Origin of the sequence: Flavobacterium sp. A45, assembly GCF_002001005.1 — a bacterium.
Classification (GTDB): domain Bacteria; phylum Bacteroidota; class Bacteroidia; order Flavobacteriales; family Flavobacteriaceae; genus Flavobacterium.
In genome coordinates this window covers 21,386-40,578 of sequence record NZ_MUNX01000050.1, presented here as the reverse complement: position 1 = coordinate 40,578, position 19,193 = coordinate 21,386, and the positions used below count along the sequence as shown (strand labels likewise).

The window sequence follows — 19,193 nt, the reverse complement described above, 5'->3', positions numbered from 1 at the left end:
ACAATTATGATATTCATCAAATATATACAATTTTTAGTACTAATTGTAGGGGAATGGATTGTGAATTACTTCAAGTTTTGGCTGGAGGAAACTAAAGAAGTACAAAAAAGCCGATTTCTCTAAATTGAAAAATCGACTTTTTATTGAAATTAGTAAGCAATATTTTATTTCTGGATTTTGATATCCACTACAATTCTTGGATCATAACCGACTCTGTGAACGGATTTAATATAAATCGCACCTTTTTTACCAGCCGCATTTTTGAATAATACTACATTTGGGGTTTTATCATCGGGGAAAGAATCATCATCGTCTGTGTCTATTTTGATAGCATAAAAATCAGAACTTTTTACTATCTTTTTGAATTGTTCAATGGTCAAAATGTCTTTTTGAGCGTTGATAAATAATGTTAGCGGTGCATTTTTTATTCCGTAATCTGAATTATTTGGGCTCATAAAATAGTTTAATGTATAACTTGAACTATAAAAAGCGATATCAATTTTTGGTAATGTTGCGGCATCAATCTTACTTGTTTTAAATGATTTTCCCAATTCGGTTGAGAAGTATAATCCGGCATCATATCCTTCGGATTGGTCTAAAGAAAAAGTAACATCGGTAAAAGTTTTTAAAGTAGAAGTATCCGCAGCTGAATCAGTTTTCTCTGAATCATCACTTGAACAACTGTTAAAAAGAATTGAGCTGATAAATACGAATAAGGCAATTTTGTAGGTTAATTTCATTGGGTTAGTTTTATAAATTCTTTGTGAAAATATAAAATATTATGCATGCATACTATTTTTATGTGTTAAATAATATTGATTTTTTATTAATGATTTAAGGGAGAATTGGTTACAAAAAAAATCCATAAGTGATTATGGATTCTTTTGTTTAATCAGTTTTTGAATTAATAAGTACTCTTCATTTTCTCTTTTATTTCCTCCAAACATAGGTTATTGATGCTTCCTTCGTGTGTGTGTTTGGTTTCTTTTGGAGATTGGTAGGTTCCGTTTTCCAATTGCTCAGCAACTGCTTTGTAGGCATCCCTAAACGGCATTCCTGCAACTACCATTTCGTTTAAAGTATCAACCGTAAACAGGTAATTGTATTTTGGGTCATTAAGAATATTGTCTTTTACCGTGATGTCTTTGATAGAGAAAATGGCAATATCCAAACACGCTTTCAGGTTTTGAATCGCAGGAAACAATCCTTCTTTCAATAATTGAAAATCCCTGTGGTAACCACTAGGAAGATTATTGGTGATTAAAGTGATTTCGTATGGCAAGGCTTGAATCTTGTTGCATTTGCCACGAATCAGTTCAAAAACATCAGGGTTTTTCTTGTGTGGCATAATGCTAGAACCAGTAGTAAGATGCGACGGTAAACCAATGAAATCAAAATTTTGACTCATATACAAACAAACATCCATTGAGAATTTTGCTAATGTTGCAGCTACACTACTCATTGCAAAAGCAACTGTTTTTTCCGATTTTCCACGGCTCATTTGTGCCGCAACCGAATTGTATTTCAACGTTTCAAAACCTAATTCTTTGGTAGTAAAAGTTCTGTTGATAGGGAAGGAGCTTCCGTAACCTGCAGCTGAGCCTAATGGATTTTGATCAACTATTTTTAAAGCGGCATTAAGCATTGTGATATCGTCAATCAAAGTTTCAGCATAGGCGGAAAACCACATCCCGAAAGAGGAAGGCATCGCAATTTGCAAGTGTGTATAGCCCGGTAACAATACATTTTGATGTTTCTCTGCCGATTCCATCATTAAATCGAAAAGCGTTTTTACCTGCTCTTTCAATTCTTTGACTACATCCTTCAGGTATAAATTCACATCAACCAAAACCTGATCGTTACGGGAACGTGCGGTGTGGATTTTTTTTCCGGCATCACCAAGTTTTACCGTCAGTAGATATTCGATTTTGGAATGTACGTCTTCAAAGCTGTCTTCGATTTCGAAATTCCCGTTTGCAATGTCTTTTATGATTTCGTTCAAGGCCACAACCAATGATTCGGTTTCATCATTAGTTAACAGTCCGATTTGTCCCAACATTTTGGCGTGGGCAATTGAACCTAAGGCATCGTATTTGGCTAAAACCAAGTCGAGTTCTCTATCGTTTCCTACTGTAAAATGTTCGATTTGTTTATCTGTTGGTATTCCTTTTTCCCAAAGTTTCATAATTGGATTTTTAGATGTTTCGATTGTTAGATCTAAACTTTTGTTGTTATTTGTTTTTTAGCCCCGATAGTAGCGGAAATCCTTGTGGGCCTGGGTTCGGCACACAAGATTACTTCACTATGCTTTTATTTTAATCGGAGTTCAGTGAACTTCGTTTGTAGCGGATAGCGGGATTAGCTCCTAAAAATTATTTTAGTTCTTCAAGAAGTCTCCTAGTATTTTGATATACAATTGGATTCCTTCTTCAATTTCGTTTACAAATATAAATTCGTCTGCCGAGTGCGACCGCAAGCTTTCTCCTGGCCCTAATTTTAATGATTTACAATATAAAACTGACTGATCCGAGAGGGTAGGCGAGCCGTAGGTGGTTCTTCCTAATGCGATTCCAGCCTGTACCAATCCGTGTGAAATAGGTATGGACGAAGCGTTCAAGTGCATCGAGCGAGGCGTAACTTCGGCTTTTACATTTGCTCTTACGGTTTCTAATATCTCGGTATTGTTGTAACAATCATTCACTCGAATATCCACGACCAAATGGCATTCGGCGGGAACTACGTTGTGTTGTTTTCCGGCATTGATTTGGGTTACAGTCATTTTTACTGGCCCTAAAACTTCCGATACTTTCTCGAATTGATAACTGTTGAACCATTGGATAACTGGCATTGCATTGTAAATAGGATTGTCAGGGTTATTGTGAGCTGCGTGGCTTGCTGTACCTTTTACAACAACATCGAGCACTAATAAGCCTTTTTCGGCCACGGCCAATTGCATTAATGTAGGTTCGCCAACGATAGCGCATTCCAATTCCGGCAAATGTTTTAAAACGCTGTTCAGTCCTTTTTTGCCACTGCTTTCTTCTTCGGCAGATGCTACGATTACAATATTATGGGAAAGGTTTTCTTTGGCATAAAAATAAACAAAAGTCGCCATGAGGGAAACCAAACAGCCTCCTGCATCATTACTGCCCAATCCGTATAATTTGCCGTCTTTTTCGATGGCTTCAAACGGATCATTAGTATAACCTTGGTTTGGTCTCACCGTATCGTGGTGTGAATTGAGTAAAAGCGTAGGTTTGGATTTGTCAAAATGTTGATTGAAAGCCCAAATGTTATTGTTTTCCCGTTCGAATGGAATGCTATTTTGTGTAAACCAATTCTCGATTAAAATCGCAGTTTGTTCTTCTTCACTCGAAAAGGAAGGAGTTTCAATCAGCGATTTTAATAAAGCAATGGCTTCTTGTGTTAGGGTTTCTATGTCTTTCATTTTTTTACTGGAAAGGTCTTTTACCGTAAAGGTAGAAAGACGCAAGTTTTTTATTTTACTTTTAAATTCGTGAAAATTCGTGTAATTTGTGTTTTATAATTCAATGCTCGTATGAACTACTCCAGTATTTTGCAGCATTCTGTGATGTCCAATTTTTATTTTCTGAACGCCTTTGGACAAGCTGTTGAAACAATTGTCTAATTTAGGAATCATCCCGGAATGTATCGCTTTTTCGGCTTTTAATTTGGTGTATAATTCGTGGTTGATTTGTTCGATTACTGAACTGTCATCCTCAGCATCATACAAAACACCCGGTTTTTCGAAGCAATAGGTCAAAGTAACTTCAAACACTTCAGATAATGCAATGGCCAATTCGCTGGCAATCGTATCGGCATTGGTATTCAATAATTGTCCTTGTCCATCGTGTGTGATGGCACAAAATACAGGTGTTATCCCGCTTTTTAGCAATGTTTCCAATAAAGGGGTATTCACTTTTTGTACATCGCCCACAAAACCATAATCAATTGTTGGGTGATTTCGTTTTGTTGACAGAATCAAATTTCCGTCTGCACCCGAAAATCCTACTGCATTAGTATTGTTAGCTTGCAATTGAGCAACTACATTTTTATTGATTTCACCGGCATAAATCATCACTACCACATCCAGCATCGGCCCATCGGTAATACGGCGTCCGTCAATCATTTGAGGAACCAATCCGATACTTTGTGCCATTTTGGTTGCCGATTTTCCGCCACCGTGAACGAGTACTTTATATCCTTCAATTTTAGAAAAATCAGTCAGGAACTGTTTTAATTCCGTTGGATTGTCGATGATGTTGCCACCAATTTTTATGATAGATAATTTAGTCATTTTTGTTTAAAGTTTCTGAGATGCTAAGATTCTAAGTTTCTGAGTTTTTAAGTTTGTGTGTCTTAGTAACTCAGAATCTTAGCTACTTAGCTACTTTTTTTAATATTTTTTGCAAAACCAATTGAGCTGAATAGGTTCTGTTATTGGCTTGTTGTATTACAATCGAATTTTCGCTGTCGATTACTTCATCAGTCACAATTACGTTACGTCTTACTGGCAAGCAATGCATAAATTTAGCATTGTTGGTCAGTTTCATTTTGTCGGCTGTAATTGTCCAATTTGGGTCAGAATTAGTGATTTTTCCGTATTCTTTATAGTTGCTCCAGTTTTTGGCATAGATAAAATCGGCATTTTCAAAAGCTTTGTCTTGATCATACTCTATTTTTGAATCTTTCGTAATTTCCGGATTGAGTTCGTAGCCTTCTGGGTGTGTAATGACAAAATCCATTTCGGTTTGCAATTGCATCATTTCTACAAATGAATTGGGTACAGCCTGCGGTAATGCTCTTGGGTGTGGTGCCCATGACAGAACCACTTTTGGTCTGTGTTTGGTTTTGTTTTCTTCCATTGTGATAGCATCAGCAAGGGATTGTAGTGGGTGTCCTGTGGCACTTTCCATATTTAGGATAGGCACAGTGGCATATTTCAAGAAACCATTCATTACCGTTTCGGCATTGTCTTTTTCTTTGTCAACTAAACCTGCAAAAGCTCTGATTGCAATAATATCGGCATATTGAGAAACTACCTCGGCCGCTTCTTTAATGTGTTCCGAAGCGCCTTGGTTCATGATAGTTCCGTCTTCATATTCAAGCGTCCAGCCTTCGCTTCCGAAGTTCATTACCATAACATTCATTCCTAAATTTATAGCTGCTTTTTGAGTACTTAAACGTGTTCTTAAGCTAGAGTTGAAAAACAACATTACTAAGGTTTTGTTTTTTCCTAGTTTCTTGTTTTTAAGCGGATTTTTTTTGATTTTTAAGGCTTCTTTTACCCATTTTTTGAGCGAGTCTATTTCTTTGATAGAAGTATAGTTCATAGCTTATTTTGTTTAGTTTACTTCGTTTATTTGTTTAATCGATTAACCGAATGAATATTTTTACACAATCTTTGTGAAGGCAATTTCATTAGCTAAAGCCTTCAACATAAAATTATCTTCGAGTCCGTTTACAATCCAAGTTTCGATATTCGCAGCTTTTGCAATTGCTGCTGAATCAATTTTGGATTGCATCCCACCTGTTCCGTGAGAGGATTTTTTATCACCAATTTCTTTTTGCAAAAGCGATAAATCAGTAACTAGTTCTATCGTTTCCGGTACTTCATCGTGAATTGACGATTTGGTATAAATACCGTTGGTGTTAGTTGCAATTATCAGAATATCAACATTTAATAAAACTGCCGCCAATGCTGCCAGTTTATCGTTATCCCCAAATTTTATCTCATCTGTTGCAACAGTGTCGTTTTCATTGATAATCGGAATGTAATTGTTTTTGACCAATACATTGATGGTATTTACAATGTTGACTTTGGACTGTTCCTTTTCAAAATCAGAATAGGACAACAAACATTGTGAAGTGAGTAGTCCCAAATCGCTGAAGTTTTCATGGTAAATCCGCATCAAATGTGGCTGACCAATTGATGCCAAAGCTTGTTTTACAAAAACATCTTCGTCCTGATTTTCCAGTTTTACAAATTGTTTGGCCGCAGCAATTGCTCCTGAACTAACAATGATAAACTCGTATTTGTCTTGTAAAGCGGCAATTTGAATTCCAATATCCTCAATTTTTCCTCTCGAAATGTGATTGGTTTCTTTGGTTAAGGTGTTGCTGCCTAACTTTAATAATATTCTTTTTTTAGCCATTTTTATTTTTTTAACCACTTATGGATTTAACCACAAAGGGCACAAAGTTTTTTATAATTGAAATACTCAAAAAACGCAAAGTTCACAAAGCTTTGTCTCTAAATATTGAAATCTTTATTCTGAAATCTTAAATCTGCAATCTTCCTAACGAATCTGCCCGTCACCATACACATACCATTTATTGGTCACCAAATGCTGTAATCCAATTGGGCCTCGTTGATGCAGTTTATCGGTGCTGATTGCCAATTCTCCGCCAAGTCCAAATTGACCACCATCGGTGAATCGGGTAGAAGCGTTTTGATATACTGCTGCAGAATCTACATTTTCCATGAACTCTTGGGCTGAAACATCATTTTGAGTGATTATTGAAGCCGAATGTCCTCCACAATATTTGTTTATTTTTTCAATAGCTTCTTCATCAGAATTTACGATTCCGATAACAATTTTGTAATTCAAAAATTCTTCATACCAAATTTCCTCGTTTTCAATTGTAGGCACCTGAGTCGCATTTGCGAAAGCGGTATCACCTAAAATTTCTACGTTGTATTTTTTTAATTCCGCTACCAATTCCGTTGCAAAAGCTTCCCAATTATGTAATTTAGTGTCAATCAAAACCTTGTCTAAGGCATTGCAAACACCAATATTGGTTGTTTTTCCGTTGATGATAATGTCAAGAGCTTTTTTCAAATCGGCTTCTTGATTTACATAAACAAAGTTATTTCCTCGACCGCTTACTATTACGGGACAAGTAGCGTGTTTTTTAGTGAATTCAATTAATTGTTCTCCACCGCGAGGCACGATTAAATCGACTTTTTGTGTTGGTTTTTCTAAAAAGGCTTGAGTTTCTACTCGATTGTAATTTAAGTATTCTACCCAATTCGTATCAATTTTATTTTCCTCTAAGGATTGGTGCCAAAGCGAAACAATTTTCAAATTGGATAACAAAGATTCTTTTCCGCCTTTCAATAAGATTTTATTTCCGGATTTGAATGCAATTCCTCCCGCTTCTACAGTTACATCAGGTCGGGATTCGTAAATAATCATAATTGTCCCGAAAGCAGCTGTTTTATTGGTTACTTTCATTCCGTTTTCGTGAGTAAAATCAAAACGGATTTGCCCGATAGGATCTTCTTGACTAGCCAATTGTTGCATAGACAAGATCATTCCATCAATTTTGGCATCATCAACTAATAAACGTTTTTCCATAGCCAAATCTTCTCCAGAATAATTATTTAAATCCTGTTGATTAATCGCTTTCATGTTGGCTCTTTCTTGTTCTAAAAGTACAGCCATTCGATTCAGAACTGCATTTCTTTTTTCTATGGATAATAAATGGCTCATTGGTTTTTTGGTTATTGGTTAGCGTTTATACTTTTAAAAAAAAGAATAAACTTTTGCTTAATTTGTTTGGTGACCTTTGTCAAAGTTCAAAACTTTGACAAAGGTTTATTGAAAAACTATGCTTTCAATTCAGCCAAGCTTTCTTTCAAAGCAATTATAAATGTATCAATAGCTTCTTTTTTGACTGTTAAAGGTGGCAAAATTCTCAATAGATTTTTGTTGTTTGCACTTCCTGTGAAAATCAGTTTTTCGACAATCAGTTTTTTGCGTAATGGACCTACTTCAAAATCAAATTCCACTCCCAGCATCAATCCTTTTCCTTTTACTTTAACAACTTCAGGAACTTGTTTGATGGCTTCAAGGAAATATGCGTAAACTTCATTTACGTTATCTATCAGTTTTTGATTTTCGATCACTTCCAAAACTGCAATTCCGGCAGCACAAGAAAGGTGACTTCCTCCAAAGGTAGTTCCCAATAATCCGTGGCTAGCGGTGAATTTTGGTGAAATTAAAATACCACCAATCGGGAAACCGTTACCCATTCCTTTGGCAAGCGTAATAATATCCGGTTTGATATAGTGGTGTTGAAAGGCGAAAAACTTCCCGCTTCTTCCATAACCTGATTGTACTTCATCCAAAATTAAAACCGCTTCGTATTGACTGCAAAGTTTCTCTAATCCTTGGAAAAACTCGGTTGTTCCCTCGTCCAATCCGCCAACTCCTTGAATTCCTTCAATAATCACGGAACAAACATCGCCTTTTTTCAATTCGGCTTCCACCAAATCAAGATTGTTCAAAGGCAAGAAAGTAACGACTTGCTGTGCATTGATTGGAGCAACAATTTTCTTGTTGTCTGTTACTGCAACTGCTGCCGAAGTTCTTCCGTGGAAAGAGTTGTCAAAAGCAATCACTCTTGATTTTCCGTTGTGGAAAGAAGCAAGTTTTAATGCATTTTCATTGGCTTCAGCTCCAGAACTGCATAAGAATAAGCTGTATTCTTCGCATCCTGAAAGTTTACCTAGTTTCTCTGCCAATTCCACTTGCAATGGATTTTGAATAGCATTCGAATAAAACCCAAGGTTATCCAATTGATTTTTCAATTTGGCTACATAATCAGGTTGTGTGTGTCCAATGGAAATTACTCCGTGGCCACTGTATAAGTCTAAATATTCCACACCATTTTCGTCAGTAATTGTGCAGTCTAGAGCTTTTACAGGAATGATGTTGTATAATGGGTAAACGTCAAATAAGTTCATTTTTATCCTCCCCCTAACCCCCTCCGAAGGAGGGGGGACTTTGACAACGGGGGGTGTTGTTTTTATGTTTATTATGTTTTTTTTCGTTTGCCTCCCTCTCCTTCGGGGAGGGTTGGGGAGGGGATTAAAATCCGCTTGGTTTCAAATGCAATCCCGTACTTTCTTCCAATCCAAACATTAAATTCATGTTTTGGATGGCTTGTCCTGAGGCGCCTTTGACTAAATTATCGATTACCGAAGTAATCAAAATCCGGTTTCCTTTTTTCATTAAACTAATAATACATTTATTCGTCTGAACCACTTGTTTCATATTGATGCCAGTTGTGGTAACGGTTACAAAAGGTTGGTTTTTATAAAACGCTTCGTATTTTGCTAGAAGATCTTCCAGACTTTCGCTACAATTAGTATATAATGTTGCGAAAATTCCTCTTGGAAAATCTCCTCTGTTCGGAATAAAAAGCAATTCGTTTGTGAAATCATTTTGCAATTGGTGCAAACTTTCTGAAATCTCTCCCAAATGTTGGTGTTCGAAAGCTTTGTAATGCGACATATTATTGTTTCTCCAACTGAAATGCGAAGTTTCCGAAAGTCCAACTCCAGCTCCTGTGCTTCCAGTTGTGGCGTTGATATGAACATCGCTATTCAATAATTTGGCTTTCGCCAATGGTAGTAAAGCCAATTGAATAGCTGTGGCAAAACAACCAGGATTAGCAATGAACTGTGCGTTTTTAATCGCTGATTTATTCAATTCAGGTAAGCCGTAAATGAATTTTTTACCGTCAAAAACTTCGTCTTTGTGCAATCTGAAATCATTACCTAAATCGATGATTTTAGTGTGGCTGGCAAACTGATTTTCGGTTAAAAATGTTTTTGATTTTCCGTGTCCTAAACATAAGAAAACCACATTTACATTAGGGTTTACAGTATCGGTAAAGTTCATTTCGATATCGCCCAACAAATCGTGATGCGCTACCGAAAGCGGTTTGCCAGCATTAGTTGTACTGTATACAAAATCTAATTTTGCATTGGGATGAAACATCAATATTCTGATGAGTTCTCCCGCAGTATAACCTGAACCTCCAATTATTCCAACATTAATCATAAGTTTCATTGTTTACAGATGAAAATATGTTTTGGGCATTCCCTAAAATTTTGATAAATCCTTTCGCATCGTCAGATGTCCAAGCATTGTTCATTTCTCCATATTGGCCAAAACCAGTATTCATTAAATCATTTTTGGATTCAATTCCGTCCAATGAGAAGTGGTATGGTTTCAAAGAAACAGTTACCGTTCCGTTTACCGTTTTTTGAGTGTCTTCTAGGAAAGTTTCGATGTTTCTCATTACAGGATCTAGGAATTGACCTTCATGGAATAACATTCCGTACCAGTTTCCTAGTTGTTCTTTCCAGTATTGCTGCCATTTTCCAAGAGTGTGTTTCTCTAGTAAATGGTGTGCTTTGATAATGATTAAAGGAGCTGCTGCTTCAAAACCGACTCTTCCTTTGATTCCGATAATGGTGTCACCCACGTGAATATCTCTACCAATTGCATAAGCATTTGCTAATTTTTCCAAAACAACAATATTGTTTGACGGTTTGTCGGCTACGCCATTTACGGCAACCAATTCCCCTTTTTTGAATTCCAAAGTCACTTTTTCTTCGCCTGTTTTTTGCAATTGCGAAGGATACGCTTCACTAGGTAATGGAAGTCCAGAAGTCAAAGTTTCTTTTCCTCCAACGCTAGTTCCCCATAAACCTTTGTTGATAGAATATTGTGCTTTTTCCCAAGAATAGTGAACGCCGTTTTTTGCTAAATAATCAACCTCTTCTTGTCTTGAAAGTTTCAAGTCACGGATTGGAGTAATGATTTCGATTTCGGGAGCGATAGTTTGGAAAATTAAATCAAAACGAATTTGATCATTTCCTGCACCGGTACTTCCGTGAGCGATTGCAGTTGCACCTACAGATTTGGCATATTTTATAGCTTCAATAGCTTGAAAAACACGCTCAGCACTTACAGATAAAGGATAAGTGTTGTTTTTCAATACGTTTCCGTAAATCAAATATTTAATTGCTTTATCGTAATATTTATCCAGAATGGTAAGGTTAGCGTGTTTCGCGCTTCCCAGTTCATACGCTCTTTCTTCAATAGCTTTTAGTTCGGCGTCGTCAAAACCACCTGTGTTGATCAATACGGTATGAACTTCATACCCTTGTTCATTTTTCAAATATTTAAGACAGTAAGAAGTGTCTAATCCTCCACTATATGCTAATACTACTTTTTTCATAATTTTCTAGGCTTTTGGCTATTAGCTTTTGGCTATTAGCTGCGAGTTGTTTGTATGTTATAATTTTTTAAATTTTCTCTAAAATAATTTTGTCAAGAAAAGTGCTTTTTTAATTGCTGTTAATCTATTAAGTACCCTCACATTAAAAGGATGTTTTGGCGGGTCTTTCGGCTTTTCGGCCGGGTCATAAAGCATTCCAGTACACAAACACATTTTGTAATCTTTACTTTTTAATATGTCATAATTGGTACAGGTTTGACACCCTTTCCAAAAACTTGGATCATTCGTAAGTTCAGAAAAAGGAACAGGTTTGTACCCCAAATCAGAGTTGATTTTCATTACAGCCAAACCAGTTGTGATTCCGAAAACTTTGGCTTCCGGATATTTTTGCAACGAATAGTCAAATACAAACGATTTTATTTGTTTTGCTAGTCCCAAATTTCTGTAATCAGGGTGTACAATCAAACCGGAGTGCGCCACAAACTGACCGTGTTGCCAACTTTCGATATAGCAAAAACCAGCAAAAATTCCGTTGTTAAGTGCAATCACAGCATCTCCCTTCTCCATCTTTTTTTGGATGTATTCCGGTGTTCTTTTGGCAATTCCAGTACCTCTCAACAGGGCAGATGATTCTATCGTATCGCATATTTCCTGCGCGTACTTATAATGTTCTTCCTGAGTTACTACAATAGAAATATTCATTTCAAGAGTTATATTTTAGGTTAAATAATGTACTGTAATGAAGTTTGAAATGTTCTGATTTTGCACTATCAAATATAGAATAAATGCAGTAAAGAACAATCCAAATAATTGAATTACAGATAGATAAAATTTGTTTGGTAATTTTTTTAGGATGTATTAATCCAAATAAAAATGGAAATAATTTCAAAACGATAAAATAAGAAATGAATAAATATAATACGATTACACTATGGAGGCTATAGTTATAGCATCCGTACTTCGGGAGAAGTCGTAGGTGTAATTATCCGAGAGATAATTGTTTTATATGTTTCTGTATTTTTCATTGGTGCAAAAGTACATATATTTTTCAAACCAAATGCTAATTTTTTTGTAAAAGTCAAATTTTTAACAAATCAGGCTGTTTTTGTAATAAAAAAGAAAATTTTATTTAAAACGACTGCTTTTTGGTGTTATTTTTTCTTTTTTAAAGAAGGAGATGGTCTGAATTCAAAATTAGTTTTCAAAATATTTTGGGCGTGCCCCCGTTGAGCAAAGGGGCTTATTTGTAGTGCCGCTTATACAGCCCCTTCGCTCAACGGGGTCGGGCTATCCGCGCTACTTCGGTAGCTAGCTTTTATCCCTCACGCAAGACAGCTTTAAGGTAAACGAGAGATTTTGTATTTATAAGTTCAATATCGACTTGAAAATAAATGTTCTTTTAAAAATTGTAAGGGATATTGGGTATATTTGAAAAAGAAAATAATGAGAAACAAATTTTGGTTAAACACTTACTATGGGGTGTAAATGGAGGTTTGTTTCGTGTATCAACTAGTTGGTGGCAATATTACAGCAGAATCAAGAAAAACATATGAATTAAATGGAATTTTATTTTAATAACGAAAATATATCAAGAGCGACAGTTATTGATTTGAAATGTACACATTGTAATTTTAAAACTCTAACATTTGAAATTATTGGAGATAGTTGGGCTATGAATTTTATTGGGATAATTGGTGTTTTTGATGTTGAAATGGAAGAATTATTCATTACTCATTTGACAAAAAATGAATATCAAAATTACCGAACAATAAATCAAAATGTAATCAGTGATAGACTGAAACTTTTGATAAATAGAGAAAACTTGATTTTCCTAAAAAATGAAATAGATGAAAATAATAAACTATATAAAAAATGTACAAAATGTGGGGGAAAATTAGAGCAAACTAAAATGCAATCTCTAGCAGACTTTGTAACAAACGGTGGTAAAATTTATACCATTGGAATTTATTAAAAAATACTGCCACCAACACACGCTACAAGCAATTTGGGTATTTGGCTTAATGGAAAAATTGGTTTGTATTTGTAAAGATTTGGCAAATCCGAAAGATAACGCTGATTTAATCCCAAACTGCTTGTAGCTCGAGAACGTTATCTGCAACCTTAACAACTAAACGTGAAAAAAAAATTAACACTTCTAATTCTGCTAACGATTATCGTGGTTGGATTTTGTATTTTCAGAAAACAAATCTCATATGAAATATATAGAAAGATTAATATTATTTCTGCCGGTAGTTATCCATATGCTGAAACGTATTATCTCAATTATTCAGAATCTGAAGTCAAAAACGCAATCAAGAAATTTAAAGAATTACATCCTGAATATAAAGTTCCCAAAAATATCGGAGAGTATGAATTGATTGATCATCAAACCAAAAATCCTGCATTTTGGTATGTTACATTTTTTTACTTTCAAGATGAAAATGAGGTAATTCAAACTTGGATTAGAAATAATGGAAAAAGCGAAACAACTTTTGCATTTGTTCAAGTGAATCAAGTTCGAATAAATTCATGGGAAAATATTAATGATGATTTCAATTATAATGACAATAGTAAGCAAATTGAGAAATTTGAAAAGCGAATATTGAAAGTGTTAATTGAAATCTTAAAAGCAAATAAAGGCGGAAGGTAACAGCCGCTACAACGGATTTTGGCAATTGGCTTAGTGGAAAGTTGGTTTTGTATTTGGATGATTTGTCAGATCCGAAAATAGGGCTTAATTTAGTACCAAACGCGTTGTAGTCCCAGAACGTTGGCAGAAACCCTAAAAGAATCGTAACTAAAGAAAATAAGAATAATGGAAGAAAATAGAAAAAATCATTGGGAAACAGTTTACGAAACTAAAAATCCAAATGAAGTTAGTTGGACGCAAGAAATTCCGAAAACTTCATTAGATTTTATAAAATCTTTCAACTTAACGAAGAAATCTAAAATTATTGATATTGGTGGCGGAGACAGTAAACTAGTAGATTTTCTAATCGAAGAGGGTTTTGAGAATATAACTGTTTTGGATATTTCTGCAAAAGCAATCGAGAAAGCGAAAGCAAGATTAGGAGTAAATGCAGAAAAAGTGAATTGGATTGTAAGCGATATAACAGAATTTGAAACAAACGAAACTTTTGAAGTTTGGCACGACAGAGCAACTTTTCATTTCTTAACGAGTAAAGAGCAAATTCAAAAATATATGGAAACTGCAAGAAAATCAGTTTCAGGATATTTAACCGTTGGAACCTTTTCTGAAAACGGGCCGAAAAAATGTAGCGGTTTAGAAATAAAACAATATAATGAAGAAACATTAACCGCCGAAATGGAGAATGGATTTGAAAAAATAAAATGTGTAACCGAAGACCATACAACGCCTTTTGAAACAAAACAGAATTTTATTTTTTGTAGTTTTAAGCGACAACTAAACTAACAAAAAGGGCTATCTGCGAACACACGCTACAAGCAATTTGGGTATTTGGTTTTTTGAAAGTTGGTCTTGTATCAGATGAAATTTTTGTTTATTCGAAGATTAGGCTTCTTTAATCCCAAACCTCGTGTAGCGCCAGAACGTTAAAAGAATTACTTCAAAACTATGTCAAGTAAAAAAAAATAAAAACATGAGAACAATACTAATTTTACTTTTTGTATCTGTAAATTTTACCATAGCGCAAGTACCCAAAAACTCTGAATTATTTTTGGCTTTACAGAAACATGACAGTATCTTTTTTGAGCGATGTTTTAATCAATGTGATTTTGCTTATATGGAAAAAATGATACACAAGGATCTTGTGTTTTATCATGATCGAGGTGGAATTCAAGACAAAGAGAAGTTTTTGGAGAACACCAGAAAAAACCTTTGCTCCGACAATAATAAAAAACCAATTCGTAAAGTTCGTAAAGAAGCGTTGGAAGTCTTTCCGTTATATAATGACGGTGTTCTCTATGGAGTTGTCCAAAGTGGAATCCATGATTTTTATATCAGAGAGCCTAACAAGGAAGATAGACAAACCGGCACGGCAAGATTCACGCATGTATACTTACTCGAAAATAAAGAATGGATACTTAAAGAAGTTTTGAGTTTTGATCATCAATAATAGTGTAACGATTTGTAATTAGCAGGTTTAGTGTTCAAAAAAGTAAATTCAAGAAAATATAAATTACCATTGGCAATGGAAGAAAAACAAAGAAAAAAGAAACTGCTCATTCGAAAAATAATCAAAATTATTATAGTGATAGTTTTGATAGGTGCTGCTCAATACTATTTTATAAAAGAGAAACCTGTCAGTAATGAACTCGCGGCTTTGGTGACCAAATACAATGCGGCCTGTCCCGTGATGATAAGTGACGATATTCGGATGGAGAGTGTAAATCAATTGCCCGATAATACTGTTCAATATGATTTTACTTTGGTACGTGTTTTAAAAGGAAGTATTGATGTTGCCGCTTTGAAAAAGTCTATAGAAAAAGAAATATTGGCTGCTTCCAAAACAAATCCAAGTCTTGAAGCTTTTAGGGATAATGATTCTACCGTGATTTATCATTATATGGACAGCAACCAGGAAAATTTATTCATAGTTACATTGACTCCGGAAATGTATTGATTAATTTTTGAGCTATCATAAATTTCAATAAACGCTTTGATAGTTGTTTTTCCTAAATTAGAATAATTCCCAGACTATTTATCAACTATATCGTTTGATAGTTTTCAATATTTATTTTTAAATAAAATTAATTCTCCAAATATGATAAAAGTCAATATTTGCGAGGTTTCATGATTCTAAATTTGTTACTTCATTGACAAGGGTAAGTTTGCCTAATTTTTTTTTGACGGGCTTAGATTTGTCGCAATTTAGGAAACTATCATGATTAAAAAAGGACTGCTTTATCTGCTATTTATAAGCGTATTGTCTGCTTGTAACCACACTGAAAACACCAATTTATCTCCACTACAAAAACTGGAAGAAGGAAACAAACGATTTGCTTCGGGAAAACCCGTACATCCCGATGAAACACTCGAAAGGATACGGGAACTCAAAAAAGGACAGCACCCATTTGTCGCTGTCGTGAGCTGTTCCGATTCCAGAGTGCCTGCCGAACTTGTTTTCGATCAAGGGCTTGGCGATATTTTTTCTATCAGAACTGCCGGAAATGTGATTGGAGACTATGAATTAGGAAGTATTGAATATGCTGTGGAGCATTTAGACTGTAAACTGATTGTGATTATGGGACACAAAGACTGTGGCGCCATCAAAGCATTTATCAGTTCCAAAGGGCATTATGACCATCCGGATCATATTAAAAACATAATTAATTATATAGAAAGAGAGAACGAAGAGAAAAGCTTGAAAGTCACACATAACTTAACTGTTGATAAAGCGATTGATGCAAACATTGCTCACGGAGTTACTTTTTTGAAAGCAGCAGAGCCAATTTTGAAAGAGCGTTTTGACCATAATAAAATTGCGATTATTGGTGCATTATATGATATTGAATCAGGTAAAGTAACTTTTGAAAAAATAAAATAGCCTGTCCGAAAAATATTTATAATGAAAAATCACTTTATTTATTGGATGCTTATTTTTATGCCTTTTTTTTCTTTTGGGCAAAATGGAATCCAGAAAGAAAATCCTGCAGCTGCACCTTTAATACCAACTTCTAAATTTTCGTTGTTAAAAAACGTTGATGTTATTTTTAATACCCGTTTGGCTTTTGATAATTATTTTGTGGATAATGAACATGTAAATTCCCTTTTTTCGGTCAATCAATTCCGATTTGAAGTAAAAGGTAAAATTCATGACAAGGTTTTTTTTAGATTCCGAAACCGATATACTAAAATTGCCGATCCAAACACGGTAGATAACATGAGCCGTTCTGTCGATATGGCTTATCTGACCATTGATGTAGCACCACAGACTGAACTAAGTCTTGGAAAAATGATAGGAGATTGGGGAGGTTATGAACTTTTGACGAATCCAATTGAAATTTTGTCCTATAATACGATTAATAATTACAGTGAAAATTTTATCGTGGGAGCTTCACTTTCGTATGCATTATTGGATCATAAAAACAAGTTTAATCTGCAGTTGCTGAATTCCCGAACAAAAACATTTCAAGAGCAATATGGAGCTTCTGTTCCGCCAGGGATTACGGCTACCGAAACGCCTTTGGCAGCAGTTGGTAATTGGAAAGGCAGTTTTTTTGAAGGAAAACTGGAAACAACCTACAGCTACGGTTATTTCATGGATGCCGAAAACACAAACCGAAGTTTGATTTCGCTTGGGAATAAGTTTAAAAATAATAAATGGCTGCTGTATTATGATTTTCAGTACAGTAAAGAGGATTTGGATCAAAAATGTGTAGTTTCGAATATTATCAAAAGCAAACATCCTTATGCCGCTGAAGATGTTTCATATATCGAGAACTGGATAAGGTTAGAATATCAGATTCAGCCAAAAATAAATCTCTTGCTTACCGTAATGAACAGTAATGCCTATTGGAACGGAAATCCGGATCCTAATAAAATGGATAGATTATTGACTTCTTATGGCATTATTCCAACAGTTGAATATTCGCCTTTCGTCGATTTAAATATGAAATTTTTTGTAGGTTACGTCTTTAAGAAAAACGATTATTCTGCTTATGCTCAAAACAATTTTAATGCAACCGATGGTACTACTGGGCAATTGAGTTTTGGTGTTATTGCACCATTACTGGTTTTGTGATTATAAAAAACATCTTTGGTAGTTAAACTGCGAAGTTCACAAAGAATTGCATTAAGTTCGCTGCTCTTTGATGCTAATTTTGACGGCTAAAAACAAAAAAAGCAACTCGGATTGGAGTTGCTTTTTGATATTATTTTAGGAACCTTATTTTCTAAATTGATTACTGTTAATTACGCCATTGATTTTGGCTTTCAAATTTTCGCCGGTATCATAAACCATTTGCTCGCTGGTAGGAAAAGGAACAGCCTTGTTGTAGAAATTTGCATTGTAGTTGTCATCGGCGGCGCGAGGGTCCCCTTTGTAGGTAGCAAAAATATTTTCAAAAACATACTCACTAGTGATTGGGAAAGATCCCAATGATTGCTTGGTCTTATTTTCAACATAGTCGACTTTGGCGGTGATTTGACACGATTTAAACTGTCTTACTTCGTTGATTTTTACCGAAGCATTAATCACGTTATCTATCATTATTGGTTTTCCTTGTCTGTCCAAAACGATTTTTCCATTGTCGTCAACCTGTTTTCTTTGTCCATCAACTACTTTACGTTCTTTGAAGAACTCTCTTTCTTTTATTTGTTCAGGAGAAATTAAAATCGATCGGAAGCTGATCAGCATTCCGTAATCATAGTAAGTGTCTTTTTGTTTGACGGTATGGTAAACGGTCCATTTGTCATTCAAATTATAGCTTTTAAAATCCAATAAGTCACTTTGCAGCTGCGCAGGAATAATCATGTTCGTTTCGTTTTTTGTATTTACGATTACATAATCAGTTCCTTTTAGTTGTGCTTCATCTATAATGCTGGCAACATCTTTATAGTTATGATTTATTTTGTCCAAATAGATTAAATCATCATACACTCTGCGATAATTCATTTTATTATTGGTCAGCATTAACGCTTTTGCATTGGTATAAAGATGATTGGATAGTGCGTTTTTACTGCTAATGATTTGATTGTCGTAATCATCAAAAGGGAAAATGGCATTTCTTTCATCTTTGATTAATTTTAAAGGAAGCAATGGCTTTATTTTTTCTTGACGGTCGTTTAACGCCAGATAGGTATTGTATATTTTTTCCAAATTACTCGGATTATTTTCTTTGATTAAAAAAGAGACAGTGTTCAAATCTCGTTCTTTGGCCTTAGCGAAAGCTTCTTCGAGTAAATAGATGTAGTCTTGTTTTCCTTTTTTGTCTTTGTTGGAACGCAAATTGGAAAGTGCGATGTCAATTGCGGCATCATAATTTCCGGATGCTAAATTGTTTTGGGTTTGTTTTACGCCACATGAAGTAATTAGCGTAAAAAAAGCAATTATAAGAGTAATTTTTTTCATTTTATGGGGCTAATGAATTATATCAATCGTAGGTTAATTTTTTTTGCAAATCTACTATTCCTTTGGTGGATTTTGCCA

At 34.9% G+C, this 19,193-nt stretch carries 19 protein-coding genes; 7 read left to right on the top strand and 12 right to left on the bottom strand.

Translation table 11 applies throughout. From position 1 onward, the window contains the following. Nucleotides 1-164 precede the first annotated feature (164 nt). From B0E44_RS02960 to B0E44_RS02910, 11 genes are all read right to left on the bottom strand, one after another. Nucleotides 165-740 (bottom strand): hypothetical protein, encoded by a 576-nt coding sequence (locus B0E44_RS02960; RefSeq protein ID WP_077370719.1) that lies wholly within the window; start codon nucleotides 738-740, stop codon nucleotides 165-167. 164 nt (nucleotides 741-904) lie between these two features. Continuing rightward, nucleotides 905-2,185 (bottom strand): argininosuccinate lyase, encoded by a 1,281-nt coding sequence (gene argH, locus B0E44_RS02955; protein WP_077370718.1) that lies wholly within the window; start codon nucleotides 2,183-2,185, stop codon nucleotides 905-907. A gap of 192 nt (nucleotides 2,186-2,377) precedes the next feature. Continuing rightward, on the bottom strand, nucleotides 2,378-3,448 hold the full coding sequence (locus tag B0E44_RS02950) for a M20 family metallo-hydrolase (protein ID WP_077370717.1): 1,071 nt from the start codon (nucleotides 3,446-3,448) through the stop codon (nucleotides 2,378-2,380). Nucleotides 3,449-3,541: 93 nt separating this feature from the next. After that, nucleotides 3,542-4,318 carry an acetylglutamate kinase gene (gene argB / locus B0E44_RS02945; protein WP_077370716.1) on the bottom strand — a complete coding sequence of 259 codons (777 nt, stop codon included), beginning with the start codon at nucleotides 4,316-4,318 and terminating at the stop codon, nucleotides 3,542-3,544. An 82-nt stretch (nucleotides 4,319-4,400) separates the two neighbouring features. Continuing rightward, nucleotides 4,401-5,354: an N-acetylornithine carbamoyltransferase gene (locus tag B0E44_RS02940; RefSeq protein ID WP_077370715.1), complete on the bottom strand. Its 954-nt coding sequence runs from the start codon at nucleotides 5,352-5,354 to the stop codon at nucleotides 4,401-4,403. 60 nt (nucleotides 5,355-5,414) lie between these two features. Beyond that, a complete protein-coding gene (gene proB, locus B0E44_RS02935; RefSeq protein ID WP_077370714.1) occupies nucleotides 5,415-6,176 on the bottom strand; it encodes a glutamate 5-kinase in 762 nt (253 codons plus the stop codon). Nucleotides 6,177-6,320: 144 nt separating this feature from the next. After that, on the bottom strand, nucleotides 6,321-7,517 hold the full coding sequence (locus B0E44_RS02930) for a glutamate-5-semialdehyde dehydrogenase (protein ID WP_077370713.1): 1,197 nt from the start codon (nucleotides 7,515-7,517) through the stop codon (nucleotides 6,321-6,323). Nucleotides 7,518-7,633: 116 nt separating this feature from the next. Continuing rightward, a complete protein-coding gene (locus B0E44_RS02925) occupies nucleotides 7,634-8,773 on the bottom strand; it encodes an aspartate aminotransferase family protein (protein WP_077370712.1) in 1,140 nt (379 codons plus the stop codon). Between the two features lie 124 nt (nucleotides 8,774-8,897). Beyond that, entirely contained in the window at nucleotides 8,898-9,875 is a 978-nt protein-coding gene (argC, locus tag B0E44_RS02920; RefSeq protein WP_077370724.1) for an N-acetyl-gamma-glutamyl-phosphate reductase, read from the bottom strand. Next, nucleotides 9,868-11,061, bottom strand: a complete 1,194-nt coding sequence (locus B0E44_RS02915; protein WP_077370711.1) for an argininosuccinate synthase — start codon at nucleotides 11,059-11,061, stop codon at nucleotides 9,868-9,870. The genes argC and B0E44_RS02915 overlap by 8 nt, the downstream gene beginning before the upstream one ends. A 78-nt stretch (nucleotides 11,062-11,139) precedes the next feature. Continuing rightward, entirely contained in the window at nucleotides 11,140-11,763 is a 624-nt protein-coding gene (locus tag B0E44_RS02910; protein ID WP_077370710.1) for a GNAT family N-acetyltransferase, read from the bottom strand. 856 nt (nucleotides 11,764-12,619) lie between these two features. On the opposite strand from B0E44_RS02910, the gene B0E44_RS02905 reads away from it, so the two are divergent. From B0E44_RS02905 to B0E44_RS02875, 7 genes are all read left to right on the top strand, one after another. Beyond that, the gene (locus tag B0E44_RS02905) at nucleotides 12,620-13,033 is read left to right on the top strand and encodes a hypothetical protein (RefSeq protein ID WP_077370709.1); all 414 of its coding nucleotides are present in this window, start codon (nucleotides 12,620-12,622) and stop codon (nucleotides 13,031-13,033) included. A gap of 162 nt (nucleotides 13,034-13,195) precedes the next feature. Then, entirely contained in the window at nucleotides 13,196-13,711 is a 516-nt protein-coding gene (locus B0E44_RS02900; RefSeq protein ID WP_077370708.1) for a hypothetical protein, read from the top strand. 165 nt (nucleotides 13,712-13,876) lie between these two features. Continuing rightward, nucleotides 13,877-14,494: a class I SAM-dependent methyltransferase gene (locus B0E44_RS02895; RefSeq protein ID WP_077370707.1), complete on the top strand. Its 618-nt coding sequence runs from the start codon at nucleotides 13,877-13,879 to the stop codon at nucleotides 14,492-14,494. 187 nt (nucleotides 14,495-14,681) lie between these two features. Then, on the top strand, nucleotides 14,682-15,158 hold the full coding sequence (locus B0E44_RS02890) for a nuclear transport factor 2 family protein (RefSeq protein ID WP_077370706.1): 477 nt from the start codon (nucleotides 14,682-14,684) through the stop codon (nucleotides 15,156-15,158). 75 nt (nucleotides 15,159-15,233) lie between these two features. Continuing rightward, entirely contained in the window at nucleotides 15,234-15,665 is a 432-nt protein-coding gene (locus B0E44_RS02885) for a hypothetical protein (RefSeq protein WP_124019266.1), read from the top strand. A 261-nt stretch (nucleotides 15,666-15,926) separates the two neighbouring features. Next, nucleotides 15,927-16,589 carry a carbonic anhydrase gene (locus tag B0E44_RS02880; protein ID WP_077370704.1) on the top strand — a complete coding sequence of 221 codons (663 nt, stop codon included), beginning with the start codon at nucleotides 15,927-15,929 and terminating at the stop codon, nucleotides 16,587-16,589. A 21-nt stretch (nucleotides 16,590-16,610) separates the two neighbouring features. Further along, complete coding sequence (locus tag B0E44_RS02875; protein ID WP_077370703.1) at nucleotides 16,611-17,786, top strand: porin; 1,176 nt, start codon at nucleotides 16,611-16,613, stop codon at nucleotides 17,784-17,786. A 144-nt stretch (nucleotides 17,787-17,930) separates the two neighbouring features. Here the strand turns inward: B0E44_RS02875 and B0E44_RS02870 are convergent, their stop codons facing one another. Beyond that, nucleotides 17,931-19,115: a hypothetical protein gene (locus tag B0E44_RS02870; RefSeq protein ID WP_077370702.1), complete on the bottom strand. Its 1,185-nt coding sequence runs from the start codon at nucleotides 19,113-19,115 to the stop codon at nucleotides 17,931-17,933. Between the last annotated feature and the right edge of the window lie 78 nt (nucleotides 19,116-19,193).